Below are 25,926 nucleotides of genomic sequence, written 5' to 3'. Positions count from 1 at the left end.
CTCTTCTTCAGCGGGTTCAAGGCAGCTTGGACACGGCGACGTGCTTCAGCAATCCGTCCACCGAAACGTTCATCACGTCGGTAAAGGGCTTCGGATGAATACCCATCCACAGCACGGCGATCGCCAGCAGCGACAGCATCAGGAACTCGCGGCCGTTGATGTCCGACAGTTCCTTGACGTGGTCATTGCCGGGGTCGCCCAGGTAAACGCGCTTGTACATCCACAGCGTGTAGGCCGCCCCGAAGATCAGCGCCGTGGCCGCCGCGAAGCCGAGCCAGAAGTTGGCCTTGACCGCGCCCAGGATCACCATCCACTCGCCCACGAACCCGGCGGTGGCCGGCAGGCCGCAATTGGCCATCGCGAACAGCAGTGCAAAGGCGGCGAACTTGGGCATGGTGTTGACCACGCCGCCGTAGTCCGCGATCTGCCGCGAATGCACGCGGTCATACAGCACGCCGATGCAAAGGAACATCGCGGCCGACACGAAGCCGTGCGAGATCATCTGCACGATGCCGCCCGACACGCCCAGGTCGCTGAAGATGAAGAAGCCGAGCGTCACGAAGCCCATGTGGGCGACCGACGAATAAGCCACCAGCTTCTTCATGTCCTGCTGCACCAGCGCGACCAGGCCCACATAGATCACGGCGACGACCGACAGCGCGATGATGAACCAGGCCCACTCGTGCGAGGCGTCCGGCGCGATCGGCATCGAGAAGCGCAGGAAGCCGTAGGCGCCGAGCTTCAACATGATGGCGGCCAGCACAGCGGAGCCACCGGTCGGCGCTTCCACGTGCACATCGGGCAACCACGTGTGGACTGGCCACATCGGGACCTTGACCGCGAAGGCCGCAAAGAAGGCGAAGAACAGCAGCGTCTGCGCCGTGCTGCCCAGCTTGAGGTCGTGCCAGCTCAGGATGTCAAAGCTGCCGCCCGAGGTGTTATAGAGGTACACCAGCGCGACCAGCGTCAACAACGAGCCGAGCAGCGTATAGAGGAAGAACTTGAAGGCCGCGTAGATCTTGTTCGGGCCGCCCCAGATGCCGATGATCAGGTACATCGGGATCAGCGTGGCCTCGAAGAACACGTAGAACAGGATGCCATCCAGCGCGCTGAACACGCCGATCATGAAGCCCGAGAGAATCAGGAACGCGGCCATGTACTGGTTCACGCGCTCGGTGATCACTTCCCAGGCCGAGATCACGACCACCACGGTGATGAAGGCCGTCAGCAGCACCAGCCACAGCGAGATGCCGTCGACGCCGACGTGATAGTTGATGTGGAAGCGGTCGATCCACGGCGCCTTCTCCACGAACTGCATCTTGGCAGTCGTGATGTCGAAGCGCGTGTACAGCGGAATCGTGACCAGGAAGCTCGCGATGGAGCCGACGAGTGCGACCCAGCGCACCATGCGCACGTGCTCCTCGCGACCGAACGCCAGCAGCACGGTGCCGATGACGATCGGCATCCAGATGGCAAGGCTCAACAAACCCATTTTTCTTTTTCTCCAGTGCTGCCGGTCAAGGCTTGACCCAGATGAAGTACGTCATCAGGACGAAGACGCCAAGCAGCATCGCGAATGCGTAGTGGTAGATGTAGCCGGTCTGCAACCAGCGCACCGCGGCGGAAATACGGCCGACCAGCTTCCAGGAGCCATTCACGATGGCGCCGTCGATGATGGCCTGGTCGCCGCCCTTCCACAGGCCCACGCCCAGCGCGCGAGTGGCGCGTGCGATGACGTTCTCGTTGAACCAGTCCATGTAGTACTTGTTGTCGAGCAGGTTGTAGATCGGGCTGAACATGCGCTTGATCGCGGCCGGCAGCGCCGGGTTGATCATGTACATGTAGAACGCAGACGCCACGCCCGCGAACGCCAGCCAGAACGGCAACGAGGTCAGGCCGTGGATCGCCATGGCGACCGGGCCGTGGAAGGCTTCTTCCATTTCCTTCATGGCATGGTGCTTCGCAGCGTCCACGAAGATTGCGTCCTTGAAGAACTCGCCATAGAGCATCGGCTGGATCGTCATGAAGCCGATCACGACCGACGGGATCGCCAGCAGCACCAGCGGCAGCCAGACCACCCACGGGGATTCGTGCGGCTTGGCATCGTGCCCGTGGTGATCGTCGTGGCCATGATGGTCGTCATGGTGGTGCGCGTTCGGGTTCTGGTCGTAGCGCTCCTTCCCGTGGAACACGAGGAAGTACATGCGGAACGAATAGAAGGCCGTCACGAACACGCCCGCCATCACCGCGAAGTAGGCAAAGCCCGACCCCCACAGGTGGCTCTCATGCACCGCCTCGATGATGCTGTCCTTCGAATAGAAGCCCGCGAAGAACGGCGTGCCGATCAGCGCCAGCGAACCCAGCAACGAAGTGATCCAGGTGATCGGCATGTACTTGCGCACGCCGCCCATCCAGCGGATGTCCTGGTTGTGGTGCATGCCGATGATGACCGAGCCGGCACCGAGGAACAGCAGCGCCTTGAAGAATGCGTGCGTCATCAGGTGGAACACCGCGACCGAGTAGGCCGAGGCACCGAGCGCCACCGTCATGTAGCCGAGTTGGGAGAGCGTCGAGTACGCGACCACGCGCTTGATGTCGTTCTGGATGATGCCCAGGAAGCCCATGAACAGCGCCGTGATCGCACCGATCACGAGTACGAAGCTCAGCGCCGTGTCGCTCAGCTCGAACAGCGGCGACATGCGCGCCACCATGAAGATGCCGGCCGTCACCATCGTGGCGGCGTGGATCAGCGCGGAGATGGGCGTCGGGCCTTCCATCGAGTCGGGCAGCCACACATGCAGCGGGAACTGCGCGCTCTTGCCCATCGCGCCGATGAACAGGCAGATGCAGATGACCGTGATCAGCATCCATTCGGTGCCGGGGAAGGTCAGCTTGGCCAGGCTGTCCGCCTTGGCAAAAGCTTCCGCATAGCTCAGCGTGCCGGCATAGGCCGCGATGAGGCCGATGCCGAGGATGAAGCCGAAGTCACCCACGCGGTTGACCAGGAAGGCCTTCATGTTCGCGAAGATCGCGGTCGGGCGGTTGTACCAGAAGCCGATCAGCAGGTACGACACCAGGCCCACCGCTTCCCAGCCGAAGAACAGCTGCAGCATGTTGTTGCTCATGACGAGCATCAACATCGAGAAGGTGAACAGCGAGATGTATGCGAAGAAGCGGTTGTAGCCGTCGTCTTCCTGCATGTAGCCGATGGTGTAGATGTGCACCATCAGCGACACGAAGGTGACGACGCACATCATCATGGCGGTGAGGCCGTCGACCAGGAAGCCGACTTCCATCTTCAGGCCGCCGACGACCATCCATTCATAGATGGTTTCGTTGAAGCGGGCGCCGTCGGTCACGACGCTCTTGAGCGTCATGGCCGAGATGACGAAGGCCACGAACACGCCGAGGATGGTCAGCGAATGGGTCACCGTGCGGCCGAGGCGGTCACCGGCGAACTTGGTCCCGAACACGCCCGAGACGACGGCGCCCAGCAACGGCGCCAATGGCACGACGAGCAGGGTGGATGCAGATAGCGTTGCGCTCATGGTGATCTCTTGTTATCCCTTGAGTGCGTTCAATTCGTCGACGTTGATGTTCGACTTGTTGCGGAACAGCAGCACCAGCAGCGCCAGCCCGATGGCCGACTCGGCCGCGGCCACCGTCAGGATGAAGAACACGAACACCTGGCCGTGCATGTCGCCCAGGTAGTGCGAGAACGCGACGAAATTCATGTTGACCGCGAGCAGCATCAGTTCGATGCACATCAGCAGCACGATCAGGTTCTTGCGGTTCAGGAAGATGCCGACGACCGACATCGCGAACAGCATGGCGCCAAGCGACAGGTAATGAGGGAGCGACAAGGTCATGCTTTTTTCTCCGCTGCGGCCGTGGGTGCCGTTTCAGCCGGCGGTGCCGGGGCTGGTGCAGGTTGCGTGGCGGCCAGCTTGACCACCGCCATGCGATCGCGCGCCTTGACCTTGACCTGGTCGTCGACGTGAACGAACTTGGTGTCCTTGCGTGCCCGCAGCGTCAGTGCGATGGCCGCGATCATCGCCACCACGAGGATGACGGCCGCGATCTGCACGGGATAGAGGTATTCGGTGTAGAGCAGGATGCCCAGCGCCTTGGTGTTGGACACCTGGCTGGCCGCCGTCTGCGCCACGGCCGGCATCTGGCGGAAGAAGCCGCCCATGAGCACGTAGGCCATTTCGAGCGCGATGACCACGCCAACCGCTGCGGCCAGCGGGAAGTGCTTCCAGAAGCCCTGTCGCAAGCTGTCGACGTTGAGGTCGAGCATCATCACGACGAAGAGGAACAGCACCATCACGGCGCCGAGGTACACGAGCACCAGCACGACGGCCAGGAACTCGGCCTGCAACAGCAGCCACACCGCCGACGCCTGCGAGAACGCAAGCATCAGGTACAGCACCGCATGCACGGGATTGCGCGCGGTGATCACCCGGAAGGCTGCGAACAGCAGCACGACCGAGAACAGATAGAAGAAGCCAGTCTTGACGTCCATGGAATTTTTCTTTGGGGCGTCTGCCGTTTAGCGGTACTTCGCGTCCGCGGCCTTGTTGGCCGCGATCTCGTTTTCGTAGCGGTCACCCACGGCCAGCAGCATTTCCTTCGTGAAATACAGGTCGCCGCGCTTTTCGCCGTGGTATTCGAGGATGTGCGTCTCGACGATCGAATCGACCGGGCAGCTTTCTTCGCAGAAGCCGCAGAAGATGCACTTGGTCAGGTCGATGTCGTAGCGCGAGGTGCGGCGCGAACCATCGTCACGGACTTCCGATTCGATGGTGATCGCCACCGCCGGGCAGACGGCTTCGCAGAGCTTGCAGGCAATGCAGCGCTCTTCGCCGTTTTCATAGCGGCGCAACGCATGCAGGCCGCGGAAGCGCGGGGAAAGCGGTGTCTTTTCCTCGGGGAACTGGACCGTGATCTTGCGCTTGAACGCGTATTTTCCGGTGAGCATCATGCCCTTGAACAACTCCGCGAGCATGAAGCTCTTGAAGAAGTCCTTGACCGAAAAGGAGGAGGCAGCAACGGCTGTCATTTTTTCTCTCCGCTTATTTCCAGATGTTCCAGGGCGTCTGCATCCAGCCCCCGACCACCAGCAGCCACACCAGGGTGACCGGAATGAAGATCTTCCAACCCAGACGCATGATCTGGTCATAACGGAAGCGCGGGAAGGTGCCGCGAATCCAGATGAACAGCGAGACCACGAAGAAGGTCTTCGCGCCCAGCCAGATCCAGCCCGGAATCCAGTCGAGGAAGCCGACCGGCGAGAGCCAGCCGCCCAGGAACATCAGCGCGGCCAGGATCGACACCAGCCACATGCTGGCGTACTCGGCCAGGAAGAAGATCGCGAAGCCCATGCCCGAGTACTCGACCATGTGGCCGGCCACGATTTCGGCCTCGCCTTCCACCACGTCGAAGGGGTGGCGGTTGGTCTCGGCCACGCCGGAGATCACGTAGACGATGAAGATCGGCAGCAGTGGTAGCCAGTTCCAGGACAGGAAGCCCAGGCCCATGTTGGCGAAGGTGCCCTTGCCCTGCACCGCGACGACGTCGCCGAGGTTCAGGCTGCCAGTGACCATGATGACCACGACCAGGCAGAAGCCCATCGCGATTTCATAGCTCACCATCTGTGCCGAAGCACGCAGCGCGCCGAGGAAGGCGTACTTCGAGTTCGAGGCCCAGCCCGCGATGATCACGCCATACACCTCGATGGAGGTGATCGCCATGATCAGCAGCAGGCCGGCGTTGACGTTGGCCAGCACGGCTTCCGGGCCGAATGGGATCGCCACCCAGGCGGCGAGCGCCGGCATGATGGCCATGATCGGGCCGAGACGGAACAGGCCCTGGCTCGCGGCCGAGGGGTTGATCAGTTCCTTGGTCAGCAGCTTGAGCGCGTCGGCGATCGGCTGCAACAAACCGAAGGGGCCCACGCGGTTGGGGCCGAGACGCACCTGGATGAAGCCCAGGAACTTGCGCTCCCACAGCGTCAGGTAGGCCACGGCGCCCAGCAGCGGCAGCAGCACGCAGACGATCTTGATCAACGACCAGATCACGGGCCAGCCACCGCCGACCCACCAACCAGCAGAACTCAGTCCGCGGCCAAATCCGTAGATGGCGTCGATCATGCGGGAACTCCGTCGAGCGTCGGAACAGTGCCGCGCACAGCCTGGCCGCGGGCATCTGCTGTCAGCTGAAGCGAAGTCGCGCGTCGCACCAGGCCGTCGAGTTGATAAATGGCCGCCACCGCAGGCACCACGGAGGCGCCTTGCGCCACGGCAGGGAAATTGCCAACTGCGGGCGCCGCATTGCTCAGGCGGTCCGCCGGGACATGCGTCGCAGCCGCACCCTGGACGGATGCCAGCACTTCTTGCGACGACTCGAAGTCGAAGCCTTGCAGGCCCAGCATGTTGCCCAGCACGCGCAGCACCTTCCAGCCCGGACGTGCGCCGCCTTGCGGCTTGACGACGGCGTGGAAGCTCTGCACGCGGCCTTCCGCATTCACGAAAGTGCCCGGCGTTTCAGTGAAGGGCGCGATCGGCAGCAGCACGTCGCTGAACGCGAGGTTGGCCTTGAACGGGCTCAAGGTCACGACCATCTGCGCATGCTCGAGGCCGGCCGGCGCATCGGCGCCGATGGCCGAGTCGAACTCGGGCTCGTTGTTCAGCAGGATCACGGCCTTGAGGCCGCCCGTCAGCATCTGGGCCGCGTTGAGGCCACCGCTCTTCGGCGTGGTGCCGACCCATTGCGCGCCGACCGTGTTGGCGGCTTCGGTGAGGTAGCCGACGCTCGCGCCAGTCTGCTCACCGATCCACTGCGCGATCGCCAGCAGTTGCGAAGCCTGCGGATGGTGGGCGGCAGCATTGCCGAGCAGGATGGCCTTGCGTTCGCCGCCGAGCAGCGACTTGGCAAGTGCCTTGGCCGCATCGTTCGCATCGCCTGCGGCCGGCGTGGCAACGCCCTTCTCCGCACCGATGGCCGACGCCAGGTTGTTCAGCGCCAAAAGCCATTCGCCCGAAGAAGCCGTCTGCGCACTGGCGAGCGACATCGCCCAGCCATCGCGCGAAGCGAGTTCCTTGCTCGAATTGATCGAGTGAACCGCCCCACCCTTGCGCGCCGCCTGGCGGATGCGTTGGGCAAACAGCGGATGGTCCTTGCGCAGGTTCGAGCCGACGACCAGCACGCGTTGCAGTTGTGACAGCGAGGCGATCGAGGTGCCGAGCCAGCGGATGCCGCTGGTCGCGGTGAAGTCGGCATTGCGCAGGCGATAGTCGATGTTGTCGCTGCCAAGGCCACGCACCAGGCCGCTGGCCAGCGCCAGTTCTTCCACCGTGCTGTGCGGGCTCACGAGGGCGCCGATGGCCGCAGCGCCATGGTCGGTCTTGATCTGGCGCAGGCCGTTCGCGACGTATTCCAGCGCGGTCTGCCAATCGACGGCCTGCCACTTGCCGCCCTGCTTCAGCATGGGCTGCGTCAGGCGTTCGTCGCTGTTGAGCGCTTCATAGGAGAAGCGGTCGCGGTCGGCGATCCAGCATTCGTTGACGTCCTCGTTCTCCAGCGGAACGACGCGCATCACCTTGTTGTTCTTGACCTGCACGATCAGGTTAGCGCCCGAGGAATCGTGCGGCGCCACCGACTTGCGGCGCGACAGTTCCCAGGTGCGGGCGCTGTAGCGGAAAGGCTTGCTGGTGAGCGCGCCGACCGGGCAGATGTCGATCATGTTGCCGGAGAGCTCGGAATCCACCGTCTCGCCGAGCACCGTCGTGATCTCGGAATGTTCGCCGCGATGGATCATGCCGAGCTCCATCACGCCAGCCACTTCCTGGCCGAAGCGGACGCAGCGCGTGCAATGGATGCAGCGGCTCATCTCTTCCATGCTGATCAGCGGGCCGACGTCCTTGTGGAACACGACCCGCTTCTCTTCCTCGTAACGCGAAGAAGAACCGCCATAGCCCACGGCCAGATCCTGCAACTGGCATTCACCGCCCTGGTCGCAGATCGGGCAGTCGAGCGGGTGATTGATGAGCAGGAACTCCATCACCGATTGCTGGGCCTTGATGGCCTTGTCGCTCTTGGTACGGACGATCATGCCCTGCGTCACCGGCGTGGCGCAGGCCGGCATCGGCTTGGGCGCCTTCTCGACATCGACCAGGCACATGCGGCAGTTGGCCGCGATGCTGAGTTTCTTGTGATAGCAGAAGTGGGGGATGTAGGTTCCCGCCTTGTCGGCCGCATGCATGACCATGCTGCCTTCGGTGATCTCCACCTTCTTGCCGTCGATTTCCAGTTCAACCATATGTTTTTCCCGTCCCTCAGGCCTTGGCGGCCGCTGCAGGGACGTAGCCCGGAATGAGCGCCTCGAACTCGTGGCGGAAGTGCTTGATCATGGCGCGCACCGGCATCGCCGCAGCGTCGCCCAATGCGCAGATCGTGCGGCCCTGGATGTTGTCGGCCACCGAGTTCAGCAGGTCCATGTCGGTGGCCTTGCCTTGCCCGTTGTGGATGCGCTCGACCACGCGGTACAACCAGCCCGTGCCTTCGCGGCAGGGCGTGCACTGGCCGCAGGATTCGTGCATGTAGAAGTACGACAGGCGCTTGAGCGACTCGACCATCGAACGACTGTCGTCCATGACGATCACGGCGCCCGAGCCCAGCATCGAGCCGGCCTTGGCGATGGAGTCGTAGTCCATCGTGCATTCCATCATGATGGACGCCGGCAGCACCGGCGAGGACGATCCACCCGGGATCACCGCCTTGAGCTGGCGGCCCTTGCGCACGCCGCCGCAGAGTTCGAGCAGCTTGCTGAACGGCGTGCCCATCGGCACTTCGTAGTTGCCGGGCAGTTCCACGTCACCGCTGACCGAATAGATCTTGGTGCCGCCGTTGTTCGGCTTGCCGCATTCGAGGTAGGCCGGACCACCGTTGTTGATGATCCGCGGCACGGCCGCGAAGGTCTCGGTGTTGTTGATCGTCGTCGGCTTGCCGTAGAGGCCGAAGCTCGCCGGGAACGGCGGCTTGAAGCGCGGCTGGCCCTTCTTGCCTTCGAGCGATTCGAGCAGCGCGGTTTCTTCGCCGCAGATGTAGGCGCCGAAGCCGTGGGCCGCGTGCAACTGGAAGTTGTACGTGCTGCCCATGATGCCGTCACCCAGGTAGCTGGCCGCACGCGCCTCTTCCAGCGCTTCTTCAAAGCGTTCGTACGACGCGAAGATCTCGCCGTGGATGTAGTTGTAGCCGACGCTGATGCCCATCGCGTACGCGGCGATGGCCATGCCTTCGATCACGATGTGCGGGTTGAACTGCAGGATGTCGCGGTCCTTGCACGTACCCGGCTCGCCTTCGTCCGAGTTGCAGACGAGATACTTCTGGCCCGGGAACTGGCGGGGCATGAAGCTCCACTTCAGGCCGGTCGGGAAGCCCGCGCCGCCGCGGCCACGCAGGCCGGAGCTCTTGACCTCTGCAATCACCTGGTCCGGCGTCATGCCTTCGGTCAGGATCTTGCGCAGCGCGGTGTAGCCGCCGCGCGCTTCGTAGTCGGCGATGCGCCAGTTGGTGCCGTCGAGGCCCGCATAGATCTGCGGCTCGATGTGGCGATTGTGGAAGCAGGTCTGGACGCCCGTCGCCTGGAACTGGGCGAGGACTTGATCGGCGTTCATCACGAGGCACTCCCTTCGGCCGCACGCAGGCCGTCGATGAGCTGGTCGAGCTTGTCGTTGCTCATGAAGCTGCACATGGTCACGTCGTTGACCAGCATCACCGGCGAATCGGCGCACGCGCCCAGGCATTCGCTCTGTTGCAGCGTGAACAGGCCATCCGCCGTGGTGTCGCCCATCTTGATGCCGAGCTTCTTCTCCAGGTGCGCCAGCGCAACCACGCCGTCGCGCAACTGGCACGGCAGGTTGGTGCACACGTTGAGCTTGAACTTGCCCACCGGATGCTGGTTGTACATGTTGTAGAAGGTCGTCACTTCATGGACGGCAATCTGCGGCATACCAAGGTAGTCGGCAATGACCTTCTCGCTGTCGATGCTGACCCAGCCGTGCGCCTTCTGCACGATCTGCAGGCAGGCCATCACGGCCGATTGCGCCTGCTCGGCCGGGTACTTGGCGACCTCGCGCGCAAACAGTGCGCGCATCGCGTCGTCGATCACCTGCGGGCTCGCAGGCGTGTGGTGGGGATTGCTCATCGATCGATCTCTCCGAACACGATGTCCAGGGTTCCGATCACCGCCACGGTGTCGGCGATCATGTGGCCGCGCGCCATTTCATCGAGCGCGGCAAGGTGCGCGAATCCGGGCGCGCGAATCTTCAGGCGATAGGGCTTGTTGGCGCCATCGCTGACCAGGTAGATACCGAACTCGCCCTTCGGGTGTTCGACGGCCGCATAGGCCTCGCCTTCCGGCACGTGGAAGCCTTCGGTGAAGAGCTTGAAGTGATGGATCAGCTCTTCCATGTTGGACTTCATGGATTCGCGTGCGGGCGCCGCCACCTTGTGGTTGTCGGTGATGACCGGACCCGGGTTCACGCGCAGCCAGTCGACGCACTGCTTGATGATGCGGTTGGACTGCGCCATCTCTTCCATGCGCACCAGGTAGCGGTCGTAGCAGTCACCGGTCTTGCCCACGGGGATGTCGAAATCCATGCGGTCGTAGACGTCGTAGGGCTGCGTCTTGCGCAGGTCCCAGGCGATGCCGGAGCCGCGCAGCATCGGACCCGTCAGGCCGAGGCTCAACGCACGCTCTTGCGTCATCACGCCGATGTTGACCGTGCGCTGCTTCCAGATGCGGTTGTCGCTCAGGAGTGTGTGGTACTCCTCCATGTGCTTCACGAAACGCTTCGTGAAGTCATCGATGAAGTCCAGCAGCGAACCCTGGCGGTTCTCGTTCATGCGAGCGAGCGCCTTGGCATTCTTGATCTTGCTGACCGTGTACTGCGGCATGGTGTCCGGCAGGTCGCGGTAGACGCCACCCGGACGGAAGTAGGCCGCGTGCATGCGCGCGCCCGACACCGCTTCGTACATGTCGAACAGGTCTTCGCGTTCACGGAACGCATAGATCAGCACGGTGGAGCTACCGCAATCGTTGGCATGCGAGCCGAGCCACATCAGGTGGTTCAGCAGGCGCGTGATCTCGGAGAACATCACGCGGATGTACTGCGCACGGATCGGCACTTCGAGGCCGAGCAGCTTCTCGATCGCCAGGCAGTAGGCGTGCTCGTTGCACATCATCGACACGTAGTCGAGACGGTCCATGTACGGCAACGATTGGATGAAGGTCTTGCCTTCTGCGAGCTTTTCAGTGGCGCGATGCAGCAGGCCGATGTGCGGGTCGGCGCGTTGCACGACCTCGCCGTCCAGCTCCAGCACCAGGCGCAGCACGCCGTGTGCGGCCGGGTGCTGCGGGCCGAAATTCAACGTGTAATTCTTGATGTCGGCCATTACTGCAGGCCTCCATAGTTCTCTTCGCGGATGATGCGCGGCGTGACTTCACGCGGCTCGATCGTCACGGGCTGGTAGACCACGCGCCGCAGTTCTTCGTCGTAGCGCATCTCGACATGGCCCGACAGCGGGAAGTCCTTGCGGAACGGATGACCGATGAAGCCGTAGTCGGTCAGGATGCGGCGCAGGTCGACGTGGCCATCGAACACGATGCCGTAGAGGTCGAAGGCCTCGCGCTCGAACCAGTTGGCCGAATTCCAGATGTGCATGACCGAGGGAATGACGGGGAAGTCGTCGTCCGGGCAGAACACCTTGACGCGCACGCGCTGGTTCAGCGACACCGACAGCAGATGGGACACGGCGCAGTAGCGCGGGCCATCCCATTCCGTGTCGCGCCAAGCCGAGTAGTCCATGCCGCAGATGTCGATGAGCTGCTCGAACTTGCAGCCAGGCGCATCGCGCAGCGCTTCCATCGCCTCGAGGTAGGCGTCGGCCTTGACGGTCACGGTGACCTCGCCCAGCGCCACCTTGATGCTGGCGACTTTGTCGCCGAGCGCGGCGGAGATCGTGTCCCTGAGGACTTCGGGAGCAATCGCAAAAGTGGTCATGAAATGCTCAGGCCCGCGCGATGGTGTTGGTTCGGCGAACCTTCTGCTGAAGCTGGATGATCCCGTAGATCAGCGCTTCGGCGGTTGGCGGACAGCCCGGCACGTAGACGTCGACCGGCACGATGCGGTCGCAGCCGCGCACGACCGAATAACTGTAGTGGTAGTAGCCACCACCGTTCGCGCACGAACCCATCGACAGCACCCAGCGCGGCTCCGCCATCTGGTCATAGACCTTGCGCAGCGCCGGCGCCATCTTGTTGCACAGCGTGCCGGCCACGATCATCAGATCGGACTGGCGTGGACTGGCACGGAACACCTCGGCGCCGAAGCGGCCGATGTCGTAGCGCGCGGCAGCCGCATGCATCATCTCGACCGCGCAGCAGGCCAGACCGAAGGTCATGGGCCACAGCGAGCCGGTCTTGGCCCAGTTCACTACGGCGTCGTACGACGTGGTGACGAAGCCTTCCTTGAAAACGCCTTCAATGGCCATTGTTATTCCCAGTCGAGCGCGCCTTTTTTCCACTCGTAGACGAAGCCCACGACAAGGATGGCGAGAAAGATGACGACGGCCCAGAAACCTGCTGCACCCACTTCCTTCAGCGCGACGGCCCACGGAAACAGGAAAGCGATTTCAAGATCGAAAAGGATGAAGAGGATGGCCACCAGGTAGTAGCGGACATCGAACTGCATGCGGGCATTTTCGAAAGCTTCGAAGCCGCACTCGTAAGGGGAGTTTTTTGCAGAGTCGGGACGATTCGGCCCGAGGATGTAGCCGAGGATCTGGGGCGCAATGCCTACCCCGATACCGACCAGGATGAACAACAGGACTGGGAGGTATGTTTCGAGGTTCATCGGGAAGGTTCTATCACCGCTTGCCACGGGCAGGAAGCGATTTCCTGCCCGTGAGATTTGGTGCGGTCGGCGAGACTCGAACTCGCACAGCTTTCGCCACTACCCCCTCAAGATAGCGTGTCTACCAATTTCACCACGACCGCGGTTTTTCTTGTCTATCTGGATGGCATGAGGACCGTGAAGGATTTGGCTTTCCAGACAGAGTCAGAGTTTACCCTGAAATGAAACGTTTTCTTGCACCGAGTGCATCGAACTACGTATTTACTTTGCAGGAATCTGCGCTGCGCCACCAGCGGGTGCGGCCGGTTCTGCGGCCGGTGCAGCAGTGCCCGCCGCCGGAGCTGGCGTCGCAGGGATTTGCGCGGCCGAACCCGACGCCGGAGCGACCGGTGCGGGCGCTGGTGCGGTGGTCGCGGCGCGCTCGATCAGGCTGCCGCCACCGCTGCTCGGGCGAGCATGGCTGAGGTAGGCCAAGCCGAGCGTGCAGGCGAAGAAAACCGCCGCCAACACCGCCGTGGTGCGCGACAGGAAATTGGCGCTGCCGCTTGCACCAAAGAGGCTCCCGGCACTGCCGCTGCCGAAGGCCGCACCCATGTCGGCGCCCTTGCCATGCTGGATCAGGATCAGGCCGATCATCGCCAGCGCCGCGAGCATCTGCACGCCCGTCAAGATGTTGAGAAACACGTTCATTCGTTCTTACTCCAGGTTCGATTCGTATCGCAGTGCGCTGAGGCTCAGCGCGCTGCCGCAATGATTTGCAAAAAGTCAGGGGCCTTGAGCGACGCACCGCCGATCAAGCCACCGTTGATGTCGGGTTGTGCGAGCAACTCGGCCGCATTGGCCGCATTCATGCTGCCGCCGTAGAGGATGCGGATGCCGGCCGCGTGTTCGCTCGCGGCGTGATGCAACTGCGCACGCAGCAACGCGTGCACCGATTGCGCCTGCGCGGGCGTGGCCGTCTTGCCGGTGCCGATCGCCCACACGGGCTCATAGGCCACCACGATTTCGCTGATGCAGTGGCCATTGACGTGGATCACCGCGGCGAGTTGCCGCTTGACCACTTCCTCGGTCTGGCCTGCCTCGCGTTCCGCCAGCGTCTCGCCGACACAGACGATCGGCGTAATACCGTTGGACAATGCGGCGGCCGTCTTCGCGGACACCGTCGCGTCCGTCTCGCCGTGGTACTGGCGGCGCTCCGAATGCCCGACGATGGCATAGCGCACGCCAAAGTCCTTCAACATCGCGCTCGACTGCTCGCCGGTGTAGGCGCCTTGCGCCTGAGCCGACACGTCTTGCGCACCCAGCGCCAGCGGCGAGCCCGCCACCAGCGACTGCACCTGCGCCAGGTAAGGCGCCGGCACGCACAGCGCGACGTCGCAGGCCGGTTCGCCCACGCCCTGCTTCAGCGCTTCCACCAGCGCCGCGTTGGCAGCCAGGCTGCCGTTCATCTTCCAGTTGCCCGCGATCAGCTTGTTCTTGTGAATCGTCATTTCTCGATTGCCCTACCAGGTCAGCACGATCTTGCCGATGTGCTGGTTCGACTCCATCAGTTCGTGCGCCTTCACCGCGCCGCCCTGCTCTCGCGCCGCGAAGCGGCTGTGGATCACGGGCTTGATGGCGCCGCGTTCCAGCAATGGCCAGACCTTTTCGCGCAAGGCCTTCGCGATCGCGGCCTTGAATGCGATGGGGCGTGGACGCAGCGTCGAGCCGGTGACCGTCAAACGCTTGCGCAGCACCAGGCCCGCATTGATCTCGCTCTTGATGCCGCCCTGCACGGCGATGATCACGAGCCGGCCGTCTTCGGCCAGGCATTCGATCTCGCGCGCCACGTAGCTTCCGGCGACCATGTCGAGGATCACATCGACACCCTTGCCGCCGGTCAGCTTCTTCGCTTCCTCGACGAAATCGGCAGTCTTGTAGTTGATCGCATGGTCGGCGCCGAGTTTCAGGCAGGCTTCGCACTTGTCGTCGCTGCCACCCGTCACGATCACCGTCGCCCCGAGCGCCCTGGCCAGCTGGATCGCCGTCACGCCAATGCCGCTGGAGCCACCCTGGATCAACAGCGTTTCACCGGCCAGCAAGCGACCGCGTTCGAACACGTTGCTCCAGACGGTGAAGAAGGTCTCGGGCAGCGTGGCCGCCTCGACGTCACTCCAACCCTTGGGCACCGGCAGGCATTGCGCGACCGGGGCGACGCACAGCTCGGCATAGCCACCACCCGCGACCAGCGCGCAAACGTGGTCGCCGACCTTCAGGCCGGCGGCAGCCATCGCCTCGGCATCGCCGGAAACGACTTCGCCTGCCAGCTCGAGGCCAGGCAGGTCGGACGCACCCGGCGGCACCGGATAGTGGCCGGCGCGTTGCAGCACGTCGGGCCGATTCACGCCGCTGGCCGCCACGCGGATCAGCAGCTCGCCGGCACCCGCGACAGGCGCGGGGCGCTCGGTCAGGCGCAGCACCCCGGGGGCGCCGAACTCGGAGATTTCAATAGCTTTCATGGGACCCAGCCGCTATGAAAAAAGGCCGGGGCGCCTTCCGGCAGCCCCAGCCAGTCGACCTCAAGGCTGACGGTCGCCGTTGTCGCCTTCGACGCGCGAGGCGAACACGCTTTGGCCTTCGGCCAGGGCCGGTGCGGCTTCGCGTTGTTGCTGCGGTTCGTTGCGCGGCTCGCGCGGCGCCTCGTTGCGCTCGCCTTCGAAGCGCGGTGCACGCGGCTCGCGCGGCTCACGGTCGCCACGCGGCGGACGATCGCCACGTTCACGACGCTCGCCACCGCGGTCGCCGCGGTCTTCACGCGGTGCACGCTCCTGGAATTCCATGCCGGCCGGACGCTCGGTCAGGGCCTTCATCGACAGCTTGACGCGACCCTTCTCGTCGGTTTCCAGGACCTTGACCTTCACGATCTGGCCTTCGCTCAGGTAGTCGGTGACCTTCTCGACGCGTTCGTGCGCGATCTGGCTGATGTGCAGCAGGCCGTCCTTGCCGGGCAGCAGGTTGATCAGCGCGCCGAAGTCCAGGATCTTGGTGACCGGGCCTTCGTAGACCTTGCCGATTTCGACTTCGGCCGTGATCTGCTCGATGCGCTTCTTCGCAGCTTCCGCCTTTTCAGGATCGGTCGACGCGATGGTGATGGTGCCGTCTTCGTCGATGTTGATCTGCGTGCCGGTTTCTTCCGTCAGTGCGCGGATGACCGAGCCGCCCTTGCCGATCACGTCGCGGATCTTCTCGGGGTTGATCTTCATCGTGAACAGGCGCGGTGCGAAGTTCGACACTTCGGCCTTGGCCTCGCCCATCGCTTCCTGCATCTTGCCGAGGATGTGCATGCGGGCTTCCTTGGCTTGCGCCAGTGCGACCTGCATGATTTCCTTGGTGATGCCCTGGATCTTGATGTCCATCTGCAGCGCGGTGATGCCGTTGGTGGTGCCCGCAACCTTGAAGTCCATGTCGCCCAGATGATCTTCGTCACCCAGGATGTCGGTCAGCACCGCGAAGCGGTTGCCTTCCTTGATCAGGCCCATGGCGATGCCGGCGACGTGCGCCTTCATCGGCACGCCGGCGTCCATCATCGACAGGCAGCCGCCGCAGACCGAAGCCATCGACGAGGAGCCATTCGACTCGGTGATTTCCGAGACGACGCGGATGGTGTACGGGAACTCTTCCTTGGTCGGCAGGCAGGCGACGAGCGCGCGCTTGGCCAGGCGGCCGTGGCCCACTTCGCGACGCTTGGTCGAACCCATGCGGCCCACTTCGCCGGTGGCAAAGGGAGGCATGTTGTAGTGGAACAGGAAGCGGTCTTCGTACTCGCCGGCCAGTGCATCGATGCGTTGTGCATCGCGCTCGGTGCCCAGCGTGGTCACGACCAGCGCCTGCGTTTCACCACGGGTGAACAGGGCCGAGCCGTGGGTGCGCGGCAGCACGGAATTGCGGATCTCGATGGGGCGCACGGTGCGCGTGTCGCGGCCGTCGATGCGGGGTTCGCCTTCGAGGATCTGGCTGCGCACGATCTTCGCTTCGATGCCGAACAGCAGGTCGTTGACCTTGCCGGCGTCGAAGGGTTCGCCGCTTTCCTTGAGCGAGGCCATCACGGAAGCGTTGGCTTCGCGCAGGGCTTGGGTGCGGGCTTGCTTGCTGCGGATCTGGTAGACGGCGCGCAGCTTTTCTTCGGCCAGGCCCTTGACCTTCGAAACAAAGGCTTCGTCTTCGGCCGGGGCTTGCCAGTCCCACACCGGCTTGCCGGCGTCGCGCACGAGTTCGTGGATCGCGTTGATGGCGATGTTGGCTTGTTCATGGCCGAACACCACGCCGCCGAGCATGATTTCTTCGCTCAATTGCAGGGCTTCGGATTCGACCATCAGCACGGCGGCTTCGGTGCCGGCGACGACCAGGTCCATCTGCGAATCCTTGCGGGCCGTCTGGCCCGGATTCAGCACGTACTGGCCGTTGATGTAGCCCACGCGGGCGGCGCCGATCGGGCCGCTGAACGGGATGCCGGAGATCGACAGGGCGGCGCTCACACCGACCATGGCGGCGATGTCGGCGTCGACTTCAGGGTTCAACGACAGCGTGTGGATGACCACGTGCACTTCGTTCAGGAAGCCTTCGGGGAACAGCGGGCGGATCGGGCGGTCGATCAGGCGGCTGGTCAGCGTTTCATGTTCGCTGGGCTTGGCTTCGCGCTTGAAGAAGCTGCCGGGGATCTTGCCGGCGGCGTAGGTCTTCTCGATGTAGTCGACGGTCAGCGGGAAGAAGTCCTGGCCCGGCTTGGCGGACTTGGAAGCAACGACCGTGGCCAGCACGACGGTGCCGTCGATGTCGACCTTGACGGCGCCAGACGCCTGGCGCGCGATTTCGCCCGTCTCCAGGACGACGGTCTTGTCGCCCCACTGGAAGGACTTGGTGACTTTGTTGAAGAGGCTCATGTTTGCTCCTGTTGTGATGGCAGGGTCACGCGACCCTGTGGACTTTGGAGCGCTCGTCAGAACACGATGCCATTCCAGCGAAGCTCAAGCCGAACTTCCCTGGAATGACACAGCTTCGCTCTGTTGGGCACTCCGAAATGGAACCGCGAAGTAAAAAACGCCTGAGCTAGCGGACTAACTCAGGCGTTCTTGCATGCGGTTGGCTTACTTGCGCAGACCCAGCTTGGCGATCAGCGCTGTGTAACGGTCAGCGTCCTTGGACTTGAGGTAGTCGAGGAGCTTGCGACGGCGGCTCACCATGCGCAGCAGGCCGCGGCGACCGTGGTGGTCCTTGGCGTGCGTCTTGAAGTGAGGGGTGAGTTCGTTGATGCGGGCGGTCAGCAGTGCGACTTGGACTTCGGGGCTGCCAGTGTCATTGGCGGCGCGGGCGTTGTCCTTGACGACTTCGGCCTTGATGGAGGCTGCGATCATTTGAAATTTCCTTGTTCCGGGTGGAATTTGACTTGCGGTGTGCGCTGGAACTGCACGCACCGTGCGCGATGCGGAATGCAAAGCCTGTCGATTATAGCCCGAGCGCGCTGGATGGTCTTTCCGGGTGTTTTGCGCCGGAATCGCCCCGTGATGCCATGGCGACCGCGCCCAGCACGCAAAGCGCCCCGCCGATCTGCGCGGCGCTGATGGTTTCGCCGAGCCATAGCGCCGCCAGCACCAGTGCGGAGACGGGCAGGATCGCGGTGAAAAGTGCCGCTTCCGCCCCGTTCAGGCGCGAGGCGCCGGCGAACCACAGCACGAAGCCCAGCACGGTCGGAACGAAGGCGTAGTAGAGCACGCCGGCCAGCGCATCCGCGGAGACGGGTTGCGTCCAGGCCTGCTCCGCCAGTGCAGGTCCCAGCGAGAGCAACAGCCCGAAGGCGGTCATCAGCGTCGAAAGCGCCAATGGCTGGACCGGCACGCGCAAGCGCTTGTTGAGCAGGATGAACGCCGCCTCGCAAAACACCGCGCCCAGCACGAGCAGGTTGCCGGTGAAGGCCGCGGGCGAACGCATCGCCGCATCGGAAGCGGACGGCGACCAGCTGATGGCCAGCACGCCCGCCGTTGCCAACGCCACGCTTCCGACCAGGTAGCGCCCCGGACGCTCACGCAACGCGACCACGGCCACCAGCGCGGCGACCGCAGGCAATGTGCCGGCGACCACGCCCGCATCGGCGGCAGGCGCCAGCCGCACGCCCATGATGAGCAGCACCGTGTAGCCAACGCTGCCCAATCCCGCCTGGCACGCCAGCAGCAGCAGGTCGCGCCGGTCAGGACGAGGCCAAGACGTGCGCGTCAATGCCATCAGCAGCGCGAATGCCGGCAGCGCCAAGGCAAAGCGCAACGCCGTTGCGGTGAAAGGCGGCAATCCATGGGCGATGACCTTGCTGGCCACCACCGTGCTGCCCACCGTGACCATGGCCAGCGCGCACAGCCACATGCCCTTGCTTCGTTCCGACATGAAATTCGCCCCGCTCCATGATTGAAAGAGCCACGAGCGTCGCTCACGGAGGACGGGCGGTCTTGAACGAAATTGCAGGCGGTGCGAGACGGTAAGCGACCGAATCAATGGCGGTGCGCCGCCGCATAGGCGCCTGGCGTGAAACCCAGGAAGCGCACGAAGGCCCGCGTCATGTGGCTCTGGTCGGCAAAGCCCGCACCGACGGCGGCGTCGGCCAGAACGCTTCCTTGGGCGATCAGCGCCCGGGCCCGGGACACGCGACACTGCTGCAGCCAGGCATGCGGCGGCAGTCCGAAGGCGGCGGCAAAGCCGCGCAGGAGTTGGTAACGGCTCAAACCCGCTTCGCAGGCCAGTTCGGCAAGCGTGGGCACATTCACGCAATCGTCGGCGAGTCGGGCGCGGGCGCGCTCCATGGACGCGACGGCCACGCGCGACATGGGCCTCGAGACCGGCCCGCCGGGCGCGTCCTGCAGCAGTTGCAGCACGCTCTGCTCGAGCGCCAACGCATCGGCGCCCTGGGCGACGGCGACGAACAACCGGTGCACGCGCCATCGAAGCGCCGGATCGTTGAGGACCGGGCGCGTCCATTCAAGCCCCGGCGCGAAGTCGGACACCAAGGCGGGCGACAAGTGCAACATCCGCCAGGTTCGCATCCGGCCTTGCATCGCAATGCCGTCGTGCACCTCGCCCGGGTTCACCGTGATCACATCGCCACGCACTGCTTCGACCGCGCCGCGTCCGCTGTCAGAGCGCTGTCCGCCGCGATCGATCACGCCGATCCCGAACACGTCATGGAGATGACGCGGGAAGCTGCGTTTCGACGCCGCCGCAACGGTCTGCAGGCCGGCGAGCGCCGACCCACGAACGCGCACCGCATCGACCGGAGCGCGTTTCGAGGTCATCAGGTCCTTGAGCTCAGCAGCCACCCGCGCAGGCGCTCGACGCCCTGGACCAGGCGCTGCGGATCCTTGGACGCGAAGCACCACCGCAACCAGCCCTGGGCCTCGGGCGCGAAGGCGTTGCCGGGGGCGAGGCCGAGGCCGGCTTCGGCGACCAGGCGCTTGGCGACTTCGAGCGAATCGGAAAAGCCCTCGAGCTGGAAGAAGGCATACATCCCGCCCTTCGCCGGCGCGACCTTGACGCCGGGAACGCCTTGCAGCAAAGGCACCAGGGTGTCGCGGCACTGTTTCAGGTGGGCGACGACGCGGGGCGTGACCTCATCGGTGCGCTTCAGTGCCTCGATGCCGGCGCGCTGGGTGAAGACGCTGGCGCAGGAGGTGTTGTATTCGATGAGCTTGCCCATGCCGTCCATCAGCGAGGGCGGCAACACCAGCCAGCCCAGGCGCCAGCCGGTCATGAGGAAGCTCTTGGAAAAGCTGTGCGCGACCACGAGACGGTCTTCAGGCGTCGAGATGTCGAGAAAGCTCGGCGCACAGCCGTTGGGCGTGGGCTCGAAGTAGAGGCGCTCGTAAACCTCGTCGGCCAGGATCCAGGTGCCGGTGGCGCGGCAGTGGTCGAGGATGGCTTGCTGCTCTTCGCGCGTGAGCGTCCAACCCGTCGGGTTGTTCGGGGCGTTGATGATCAGCAGCTTGGTTCGGCTCGTGACGGCGGCGCGCAATGCATCGAGGTCCAGCGTCCACTCGCCATTTCGGGGCACCAGGGAGACGCAGCGCACGGTCGCGCCGAGGATCGCCGGCTGGGCCGTGAGGTTGGGCCAGACCGGCGTGACCGCGACCACTTCGTCGCCCGCATCGACCAGCGCCTGCACCGCCAGCATCAGCGCATTGACGCCGCCAGAGGTGACCGCGATGCGCCCCGCGTCGACGCGTGGATGGAGCTTGCTCGCGTATGCCGCGATGGCTTCGCGCAGCTCCGGCAGGCCGAGGTTGTGCGCATAGAAGGTCTCGCCCTTGGCGAGCGAATCGATGGCGGCCTGGCGGATGAAATCGGGCGTGACTTCGTCGCTTTCGCCGAACCAGAAGGCGAGCACGTCGTCGCGGCCGAGCCCGGCATTGGCGACTTCACGGATCTTGGAGGCTTCGAGATGGAGGATGGTTTGACGCATCGGGCGATTCTGCCTGCCATGCCGCCCCTCAACGGCTCAGCAGCGCATCCTTCAAGAGCGGATCGGCCGGCGACGGGCCCAGCCAGATGTTCAGGACCATCGCGAAAAATTCAGCGTCGCCGACGGGCGCGCCCTGCGCCTCGTTCATGATGAAGAAGGTCGTGCCGATGCCGGGCACGTATTCCATGGCAAAGCTCTGGCCGGCAAGCACCTTCGACCGCGTCGAAAAGATCTCGATGAGGCGATTGATCTCGGGCGTGTGGCGCAGCATCTGCTCCGGGGTCGCGTTCATGCGCATGGTCTTGACGAAGCCGAGGCCCACGTCCGTCGTGTCGAGATCGCGCAGAGCGATGAAGTTCAATCGCTTCGGCCCCGCAAGCGCGATGACCTCCTCGGGCGTGCCGACCTTGGCCGTGGTGTACATGCCGACGTCGTAGACCTTGAAGACCGCGCGGTATCGCGTGCCGCTGCCGTTGAGGATCAACGGCGTGCCGCGAACCTGCGTGGTGGTGGCGAACTTGTTGACCGGCGCCGCCGACGCATCGATCGATGCGAACAACGCCAGCACCATGCATACCGCGCCGATGCGCGCGCGCAAGACCCGCAAAGTCATCTTTTCTTGTCCCTGAAGAAGCTGCATTTCCACGCGCTCCTGCAATGGGCGCGGCGGTCGCCAGGCACGCTCCATCGCATACCCGGGGACGCCGATTGTGACCTTTTGGCTTAACGCGCTCCAGCAACATCCTCCGCGCAGCCCCGCGAGCACTGGCGGCCAGCCTGGCGCCTTGGCGTATCCGGGGTGGGCGCTACCCCTCCCGGCGCATCCGGCAGGTCGTCTGCATTTCGGCCCGCGCCGCGTCGATCGTCTTGATCACGCGGAAACCATAGCCCGAGCCTTCGACGTCGAACTTGACGCCGGGCGCACCTTGCTTGTCCATGATGCCGACCACGAGTTGCTGCTGGAACTGGTGGTCGCTCGCGCGCATGTGGCCGCGCCGCCCGGCGAGGGTCACGTCGGCATGCTCCAGCGCCTTGGCCAGCGGCACCGCATCGGTGCTGCCGGCGCGCTCCAGCGCCTGCGCCAGCGCCTCGACCAGCAACTGCATGCGCATGTGCACGTAGTCGTCGGCGGGCTTGGGGAAGCGCGTGCGAAACGATTGGTAGAAGGCTTCGGAGGCCGGCGTCTGCACGTTCGGCAGCCAGTCGGCGACCGCCACGACGCGGCCGATGCCGGCATCGCCGATGGCCGCCGGTGCCCCCAGCGCATTGCCGTAGAAGGTGTAGAACTTGCCCTGGTAGCCGGCCTCGCGCGCGGCCTTGACCAGCAGCGTCAGGTCATTGCCCCAGTTGCCCGTGACCACGGCCTGCGCGCCGCTGGAGAGGATCTTGCTGGCATAGGGCGCGAAGTCCTTCACGCGGCCCATCGGATGCAGTTCCTCGCCAACGATCCTGATGTCGGGCCGGAGTTGGCCGAGCTGCCGCTTCGATTCGCGCAACACCGACTGGCCGAAGCTGTAGTCCTGCCCGATGAGGTACACGCGCTCCAGCGTGGTGTCGTCCTTCATCACGTCCATCAGCGCGGTCACGCGCATGTCGGCATGGGCGTCGAAGCGGAAGTGCCAGAAGCTGCAGCGCTCGTTGGTCAGGATCGGGTCGACCGCCGAGTAGTTGAGGAAGATCACGCGCTTCGAAGGGTCGCGCTCGTTGTTCTTGTCGATGGCGTCGAGCAGCGCCGCGGCGGTGGCGGACGAGTTGCCCTGCAGCACGATGCGCGAGCCGTCGTCGATGGCGGCGCGCAGGGCGGACAGCGCCTCTTCGTTCTGGCCCTTGCTGTCATAGCGTTCGAGCTGGAGCGGCCGGGCGACGCCGTGCAACTTGACGCCACCGCGCGCGTTGACGCGCTCCACGCCCCATTGCAGGTTGCGGAACACGGCCTCGCCGGTGTTGGCGAAGGGGCCGCTGAGGCTTTCGATCAGGGCCAGCTTGATCGGCTCGGCCTGCTTTGCCTGCGAGATGAACGACATCGATGCCGCAAGCGCGCCTAGCGCCAGCGCGCCGGATTTCAAGGCCCGGCGGCGCGAAATATTGGAGAGATTCATGCTCTTGAAAGGCGTCCGCACAGGCCTAGATGTGGAGGCATGCGGCGCGCATGTTTTGAAAGGCCGCGCAGTGTAAGGGGCCACGACCAACCGCCCCATTTGTCCTCAACGACCCTTCGGGATTCAGGAGATTCACATGTTCTTTGCACCCACCCTCTACACCAACTCTGCACGTGTCAATGACCGCAGCTTCGAGCGCTTCGTCAACCGCGCCTTTGCCAACGCCACCGTGTCGCGCCACAACGTGAACATCGAGCAGGACGACACCAGTTGGACGCTGTCCTTCGACGTGCCGGGCCTGAGCCGCGAAGACCTTTCGGTCAGCATCGAAGGTGCCGTGGTTCGCGTCGAGAGCAAGGCCGAGGCCAAGCGCCAGGTCAAGGCGGCCTACGAGATGCCGCTGGAAATCGACACAGCCACCAGCGAAGCAAAGCTCGAGAACGGCGTGCTGACCCTGAAGCTGGGCAAGTTGCAGCCCGTCTCCAGGAAGGTCGACCTGTCGATCCTCTGATTCGACTTCCCCCCAAACACAAGCCGGCAACTTTTAGTTGCCGGCTTTGTTTATTTTGCAGCCACAATACCTACAAAACTCACATATTGTGACGTTTAATAAACATTTTTTCTTACATTGACACCCGGGATTCGGTCAGTACGCTGACGCCATCGGGTGCTCTTTTGTTACACGAAACACCGATGGACACGCATCTGCACGCCGCCCAAGCGCATTCGCGCGCCGACACGCTGCTGGTCTTCCTGCCCGGCGCCTTCCTGAAACCGGAGGAATTCGAGCGCGAAGGTTTCGTGGACGCCGTGCGACAGCATCACGTCGATGCCGACGTGTTGATCGTGGATGCCAACGTTTCCTACTACTACGACCAGACATTCATCGAGCGCCTGCACTCGGGCGTGATCCAGCCGCAACGGGACCGGGGTTACAAGTCGATCTGGCTGGTGGGCATTTCGATCGGCGGTTTTGGTGCGCTGATCCATGAACTCGCGTCGCCGGGCAGCGTCGACGGGATCGTGACGCTCGCGCCCTACCTCGGACGCCGGCCGCTGGGGGCCGACATCGCCCGCGCCGGTGGCCTGCGGTCCTGGCGGGTGGCCGAAGGGCCGCCGACGGATGGAGAGGCGGATCGCCTCTTGTGGCCCTGGTTGCAGCAGTACGCCTTCCCGACGCCGTCCCGGCGGCTGCCGCCGCTCTACCTGGGCTTCGGGCTGGCCGACCGCTTCGCCTGCAACCACAAGGTGCTGGCCGAGGTGTTGCCCGAAGGCCACGTCTTCACCACGGAAGGCGGCCACGACTGGCCGCAATGGTCGCGGCTCTGGCGCGACATGCTGCAGGTGCTGCCGCTGCCGACCTTGGCGCCTACGCCGCCTGCAAGGAATCCAGTGGCCATCGCGGCTTGACGTCGAAGGCGTAGCGCGGGCTGGCCTCGGCCATGCCGGCTTGCAGCCGCATGGCCGCGGCCATCGCGATCATGGCGCCGTTGTCGGTACACAGCTGAAGCTCTGGATAGTGCACGCGAACGCCACGCCGGGCGCAGGCTGCGTCGAGTTGCCGGCGCAGGTCCTGGTTGGCACCGACGCCGCCGGCTACGACGAGCCGCTTCATGCCCGTGGATTCCAGCGCCGCCAGGCTTTTCTTCAGCAGCACTTCGACGATCGCGGCCTGGGTCGACGCGGCCAGGTCGGCCTTGCGGGTTTCGAGGTCGTCTCCGAGCTTCTTCGCCTGCGTCATCACCGCGGTCTTGAGGCCGGCGAAGGAGAAATCCAGGTCGCCGCTGTGCAGCAGCGGACGCGGCAGCTTGAAGGCCGTGGCATCACCCTGCTCCGCCAATTTGGCCAACCAGGGACCACCGGGGTAAGGCAGGCCCATGAGCTTGGCGCTCTTGTCGAAGGCTTCGCCGGCGGCGTCGTCGATGGTCTCGCCGAGGATCTCGTAGTGGCCCACGCCATCGACGCGCATCAGTTGAGTGTGGCCCCCGGACACCAGCAAGGCGACGAAGGGGAACTCGGGAGGGTCCGCACTCAAAAAGGGCGACAGCAGGTGGCCTTCAAGATGGTGCACGCCGAGCACCGGCTTGCCCAGCGCCGCGCCCAGCGCGCATGCCACGCCCGCCCCCACCAGCAGCGCGCCGGCCAGGCCTGGCCCGCGCGTGTAGGCCACCACATCGACGTCGGCCAGTTCCCGCCCGGCTTCCAAGAACACGGTCTGCGCGAGCGGCAGCACGCGGCGGATGTGGTCGCGGCTGGCGAGTTCCGGCACCACGCCGCCATAGGCCTGGTGCATGGCGATCTGGCTGTGCAGCGCATGGGCGCGCAGCAGCGGCGTCGCGCTGCCTTGCGCTTCCACGAGCGCAACGCCGGTTTCGTCGCAAGACGATTCGATTCCGAGTACAAGCATTCAGGGAGTGTAGAAGCCGCACGGTTT

The 25,926-nt window shown here is 64.3% G+C and carries 26 protein-coding genes and 1 tRNA gene; 2 read left to right on the top strand and 25 right to left on the bottom strand.

Features of this window, described 5'->3' with window-relative positions; translation table 11 throughout:
- Positions 1 to 16: 16 nt before the first annotated feature.
- From WKW79_RS12680 to WKW79_RS12565, 24 genes are all read right to left on the bottom strand, one after another.
- Positions 17 to 1,492: an NADH-quinone oxidoreductase subunit M gene (locus WKW79_RS12680; RefSeq protein ID WP_340335506.1), complete on the bottom strand. Its 1,476-nt coding sequence runs from the start codon at positions 1,490 to 1,492 to the stop codon at positions 17 to 19.
- Between the two features lie 25 nt (positions 1,493 to 1,517).
- On the bottom strand, positions 1,518 to 3,548 hold the full coding sequence (gene nuoL, locus WKW79_RS12675; RefSeq protein WP_340335505.1) for an NADH-quinone oxidoreductase subunit L: 2,031 nt from the start codon (positions 3,546 to 3,548) through the stop codon (positions 1,518 to 1,520).
- A 12-nt stretch (positions 3,549 to 3,560) separates the two neighbouring features.
- Positions 3,561 to 3,869, bottom strand: a complete 309-nt coding sequence (gene nuoK, locus WKW79_RS12670; protein WP_340335504.1) for an NADH-quinone oxidoreductase subunit NuoK — start codon at positions 3,867 to 3,869, stop codon at positions 3,561 to 3,563.
- On the bottom strand, positions 3,866 to 4,525 hold the full coding sequence (locus WKW79_RS12665; RefSeq protein WP_340335503.1) for an NADH-quinone oxidoreductase subunit J: 660 nt from the start codon (positions 4,523 to 4,525) through the stop codon (positions 3,866 to 3,868). The genes nuoK and WKW79_RS12665 overlap by 4 nt, the downstream gene beginning before the upstream one ends.
- Before the next feature lie 27 nt (positions 4,526 to 4,552).
- Complete coding sequence (gene nuoI, locus WKW79_RS12660) at positions 4,553 to 5,062, bottom strand: NADH-quinone oxidoreductase subunit NuoI (protein WP_340335502.1); 510 nt, start codon at positions 5,060 to 5,062, stop codon at positions 4,553 to 4,555.
- A 13-nt stretch (positions 5,063 to 5,075) separates the two neighbouring features.
- Positions 5,076 to 6,152, bottom strand: a complete 1,077-nt coding sequence (gene nuoH / locus WKW79_RS12655; protein ID WP_340335501.1) for an NADH-quinone oxidoreductase subunit NuoH — start codon at positions 6,150 to 6,152, stop codon at positions 5,076 to 5,078.
- A complete protein-coding gene (gene nuoG / locus WKW79_RS12650; protein ID WP_340335500.1) occupies positions 6,149 to 8,320 on the bottom strand; it encodes an NADH-quinone oxidoreductase subunit NuoG in 2,172 nt (723 codons plus the stop codon). The genes nuoH and nuoG overlap by 4 nt, the downstream gene beginning before the upstream one ends.
- Positions 8,321 to 8,336: 16 nt before the next feature.
- Positions 8,337 to 9,677 (bottom strand): NADH-quinone oxidoreductase subunit NuoF, encoded by a 1,341-nt coding sequence (gene nuoF, locus WKW79_RS12645; protein WP_340335499.1) that lies wholly within the window; start codon positions 9,675 to 9,677, stop codon positions 8,337 to 8,339.
- A complete protein-coding gene (locus WKW79_RS12640; protein WP_340335498.1) occupies positions 9,677 to 10,207 on the bottom strand; it encodes an NADH-quinone oxidoreductase subunit NuoE family protein in 531 nt (176 codons plus the stop codon). Before WKW79_RS12640 ends, nuoF begins: the two co-directional genes overlap by 1 nt.
- Entirely contained in the window at positions 10,204 to 11,457 is a 1,254-nt protein-coding gene (locus tag WKW79_RS12635; RefSeq protein ID WP_340335497.1) for an NADH-quinone oxidoreductase subunit D, read from the bottom strand. Before WKW79_RS12635 ends, WKW79_RS12640 begins: the two co-directional genes overlap by 4 nt.
- Positions 11,457 to 12,065: an NADH-quinone oxidoreductase subunit C gene (locus WKW79_RS12630; RefSeq protein WP_340335496.1), complete on the bottom strand. Its 609-nt coding sequence runs from the start codon at positions 12,063 to 12,065 to the stop codon at positions 11,457 to 11,459. The genes WKW79_RS12635 and WKW79_RS12630 overlap by 1 nt, the downstream gene beginning before the upstream one ends.
- 7 nt (positions 12,066 to 12,072) lie before the next feature.
- Entirely contained in the window at positions 12,073 to 12,555 is a 483-nt protein-coding gene (locus WKW79_RS12625) for a NuoB/complex I 20 kDa subunit family protein (protein WP_340335495.1), read from the bottom strand.
- A gap of 2 nt (positions 12,556 to 12,557) precedes the next feature.
- Positions 12,558 to 12,917, bottom strand: coding sequence for an NADH-quinone oxidoreductase subunit A (locus tag WKW79_RS12620; protein ID WP_213953384.1), 360 nt, complete (start codon positions 12,915 to 12,917; stop codon positions 12,558 to 12,560).
- Positions 12,918 to 12,975: 58 nt separating this feature from the next.
- A tRNA-Leu gene (locus WKW79_RS12615) sits at positions 12,976 to 13,060 on the bottom strand.
- Between the two features lie 118 nt (positions 13,061 to 13,178).
- Positions 13,179 to 13,607: a preprotein translocase subunit SecG gene (gene secG / locus WKW79_RS12610; RefSeq protein ID WP_340335494.1), complete on the bottom strand. Its 429-nt coding sequence runs from the start codon at positions 13,605 to 13,607 to the stop codon at positions 13,179 to 13,181.
- Positions 13,608 to 13,651: 44 nt separating this feature from the next.
- A complete protein-coding gene (gene tpiA / locus WKW79_RS12605; protein ID WP_340335493.1) occupies positions 13,652 to 14,407 on the bottom strand; it encodes a triose-phosphate isomerase in 756 nt (251 codons plus the stop codon).
- A 12-nt stretch (positions 14,408 to 14,419) separates the two neighbouring features.
- The gene (locus WKW79_RS12600; RefSeq protein ID WP_340335492.1) at positions 14,420 to 15,415 is read right to left on the bottom strand and encodes an NAD(P)H-quinone oxidoreductase; all 996 of its coding nucleotides are present in this window, start codon (positions 15,413 to 15,415) and stop codon (positions 14,420 to 14,422) included.
- Positions 15,416 to 15,475: 60 nt separating this feature from the next.
- Positions 15,476 to 17,836 (bottom strand): polyribonucleotide nucleotidyltransferase, encoded by a 2,361-nt coding sequence (gene pnp, locus WKW79_RS12595; RefSeq protein ID WP_340335491.1) that lies wholly within the window; start codon positions 17,834 to 17,836, stop codon positions 15,476 to 15,478.
- A 204-nt stretch (positions 17,837 to 18,040) separates the two neighbouring features.
- Complete coding sequence (rpsO, locus tag WKW79_RS12590) at positions 18,041 to 18,307, bottom strand: 30S ribosomal protein S15 (protein WP_007837783.1); 267 nt, start codon at positions 18,305 to 18,307, stop codon at positions 18,041 to 18,043.
- A 91-nt stretch (positions 18,308 to 18,398) separates the two neighbouring features.
- Entirely contained in the window at positions 18,399 to 19,328 is a 930-nt protein-coding gene (locus tag WKW79_RS12585) for a DMT family transporter (protein ID WP_340335490.1), read from the bottom strand.
- 104 nt (positions 19,329 to 19,432) lie between these two features.
- Positions 19,433 to 20,230, bottom strand: a complete 798-nt coding sequence (locus WKW79_RS12580) for a helix-turn-helix domain-containing protein (RefSeq protein ID WP_340335489.1) — start codon at positions 20,228 to 20,230, stop codon at positions 19,433 to 19,435.
- Positions 20,230 to 21,393: a pyridoxal phosphate-dependent aminotransferase gene (locus WKW79_RS12575; RefSeq protein ID WP_340335488.1), complete on the bottom strand. Its 1,164-nt coding sequence runs from the start codon at positions 21,391 to 21,393 to the stop codon at positions 20,230 to 20,232. Before WKW79_RS12575 ends, WKW79_RS12580 begins: the two co-directional genes overlap by 1 nt.
- 28 nt (positions 21,394 to 21,421) lie before the next feature.
- Positions 21,422 to 22,006: a chalcone isomerase family protein gene (locus tag WKW79_RS12570; RefSeq protein ID WP_340335487.1), complete on the bottom strand. Its 585-nt coding sequence runs from the start codon at positions 22,004 to 22,006 to the stop codon at positions 21,422 to 21,424.
- Between the two features lie 193 nt (positions 22,007 to 22,199).
- Positions 22,200 to 23,492 carry a branched-chain amino acid ABC transporter substrate-binding protein gene (locus tag WKW79_RS12565; protein ID WP_340335486.1) on the bottom strand — a complete coding sequence of 431 codons (1,293 nt, stop codon included), beginning with the start codon at positions 23,490 to 23,492 and terminating at the stop codon, positions 22,200 to 22,202.
- A gap of 136 nt (positions 23,493 to 23,628) precedes the next feature.
- On the opposite strand from WKW79_RS12565, the gene WKW79_RS12560 reads away from it, so the two are divergent.
- Together WKW79_RS12560 and WKW79_RS12555 are read left to right on the top strand one after the other, a co-directional pair.
- Entirely contained in the window at positions 23,629 to 24,003 is a 375-nt protein-coding gene (locus tag WKW79_RS12560; protein ID WP_340335485.1) for an Hsp20/alpha crystallin family protein, read from the top strand.
- Positions 24,004 to 24,185: 182 nt separating this feature from the next.
- The gene (locus tag WKW79_RS12555) at positions 24,186 to 24,902 is read left to right on the top strand and encodes an alpha/beta hydrolase (RefSeq protein ID WP_340335484.1); all 717 of its coding nucleotides are present in this window, start codon (positions 24,186 to 24,188) and stop codon (positions 24,900 to 24,902) included.
- On the opposite strand, the gene tsaD is transcribed toward WKW79_RS12555, so the two are convergent.
- Positions 24,862 to 25,899 (bottom strand): tRNA (adenosine(37)-N6)-threonylcarbamoyltransferase complex transferase subunit TsaD, encoded by a 1,038-nt coding sequence (gene tsaD, locus WKW79_RS12550; RefSeq protein WP_340335483.1) that lies wholly within the window; start codon positions 25,897 to 25,899, stop codon positions 24,862 to 24,864. The two genes, WKW79_RS12555 and tsaD, sit on opposite strands and share 41 nt — an antisense overlap.
- Between the last annotated feature and the right edge of the window lie 27 nt (positions 25,900 to 25,926).

Source organism: Variovorax robiniae (assembly GCF_037889955.1).
Lineage (GTDB): Bacteria > Pseudomonadota > Gammaproteobacteria > Burkholderiales > Burkholderiaceae_C > Variovorax > Variovorax robiniae.
The sequence above is the reverse complement of the archived record's forward strand: the minus strand, read 5'-3'. Positions and strand labels throughout refer to the sequence as shown.

Bases quoted from the DNA above. Each gene is read 5' to 3' on its own strand.
- WKW79_RS12680 (WP_340335506.1), bottom strand. From the start codon at position 1,492: ATGGGTTTGTTGAGCCTTGCCATCTGGATGCCGATCGTCATCGGCACC.
- WKW79_RS12570 (WP_340335487.1), bottom strand. From the start codon at position 22,006: ATGACTTTGCGGGTCTTGCGCGCGCGCATCGGCGCGGTATGCATGGTG.
- WKW79_RS12585 (WP_340335490.1), bottom strand. From the start codon at position 19,328: ATGTCGGAACGAAGCAAGGGCATGTGGCTGTGCGCGCTGGCCATGGTC.
- WKW79_RS12665 (WP_340335503.1), bottom strand. From the start codon at position 4,525: ATGGACGTCAAGACTGGCTTCTTCTATCTGTTCTCGGTCGTGCTGCTG.
- WKW79_RS12580 (WP_340335489.1), bottom strand. From the start codon at position 20,230: ATGACCTCGAAACGCGCTCCGGTCGATGCGGTGCGCGTTCGTGGGTCG.
- WKW79_RS12635 (WP_340335497.1), bottom strand. From the start codon at position 11,457: ATGGCCGACATCAAGAATTACACGTTGAATTTCGGCCCGCAGCACCCG.
- tpiA (WP_340335493.1), bottom strand. From the start codon at position 14,407: ATGACGATTCACAAGAACAAGCTGATCGCGGGCAACTGGAAGATGAAC.
- tsaD (WP_340335483.1), bottom strand. From the start codon at position 25,899: ATGCTTGTACTCGGAATCGAATCGTCTTGCGACGAAACCGGCGTTGCG.
- pnp (WP_340335491.1), bottom strand. From the start codon at position 17,836: ATGAGCCTCTTCAACAAAGTCACCAAGTCCTTCCAGTGGGGCGACAAG.
- WKW79_RS12630 (WP_340335496.1), bottom strand. From the start codon at position 12,065: ATGACCACTTTTGCGATTGCTCCCGAAGTCCTCAGGGACACGATCTCC.
- nuoF (WP_340335499.1), bottom strand. From the start codon at position 9,677: ATGAACGCCGATCAAGTCCTCGCCCAGTTCCAGGCGACGGGCGTCCAG.
- WKW79_RS12600 (WP_340335492.1), bottom strand. From the start codon at position 15,415: ATGAAAGCTATTGAAATCTCCGAGTTCGGCGCCCCCGGGGTGCTGCGC.
- WKW79_RS12575 (WP_340335488.1), bottom strand. From the start codon at position 21,393: ATGCGTCAAACCATCCTCCATCTCGAAGCCTCCAAGATCCGTGAAGTC.
- WKW79_RS12640 (WP_340335498.1), bottom strand. From the start codon at position 10,207: ATGAGCAATCCCCACCACACGCCTGCGAGCCCGCAGGTGATCGACGAC.
- nuoI (WP_340335502.1), bottom strand. From the start codon at position 5,062: ATGACAGCCGTTGCTGCCTCCTCCTTTTCGGTCAAGGACTTCTTCAAG.
- WKW79_RS12620 (WP_213953384.1), bottom strand. From the start codon at position 12,917: ATGAACCTCGAAACATACCTCCCAGTCCTGTTGTTCATCCTGGTCGGT.
- WKW79_RS12560 (WP_340335485.1), top strand. From the start codon at position 23,629: ATGTTCTTTGCACCCACCCTCTACACCAACTCTGCACGTGTCAATGAC.
- WKW79_RS12625 (WP_340335495.1), bottom strand. From the start codon at position 12,555: ATGGCCATTGAAGGCGTTTTCAAGGAAGGCTTCGTCACCACGTCGTAC.
- secG (WP_340335494.1), bottom strand. From the start codon at position 13,607: ATGAACGTGTTTCTCAACATCTTGACGGGCGTGCAGATGCTCGCGGCG.
- rpsO (WP_007837783.1), bottom strand. From the start codon at position 18,307: ATGATCGCAGCCTCCATCAAGGCCGAAGTCGTCAAGGACAACGCCCGC.
- nuoK (WP_340335504.1), bottom strand. From the start codon at position 3,869: ATGACCTTGTCGCTCCCTCATTACCTGTCGCTTGGCGCCATGCTGTTC.
- nuoH (WP_340335501.1), bottom strand. From the start codon at position 6,152: ATGATCGACGCCATCTACGGATTTGGCCGCGGACTGAGTTCTGCTGGT.
- WKW79_RS12555 (WP_340335484.1), top strand. From the start codon at position 24,186: ATGGACACGCATCTGCACGCCGCCCAAGCGCATTCGCGCGCCGACACG.
- nuoG (WP_340335500.1), bottom strand. From the start codon at position 8,320: ATGGTTGAACTGGAAATCGACGGCAAGAAGGTGGAGATCACCGAAGGC.
- nuoL (WP_340335505.1), bottom strand. From the start codon at position 3,548: ATGAGCGCAACGCTATCTGCATCCACCCTGCTCGTCGTGCCATTGGCG.
- WKW79_RS12565 (WP_340335486.1), bottom strand. From the start codon at position 23,492: ATGAATCTCTCCAATATTTCGCGCCGCCGGGCCTTGAAATCCGGCGCG.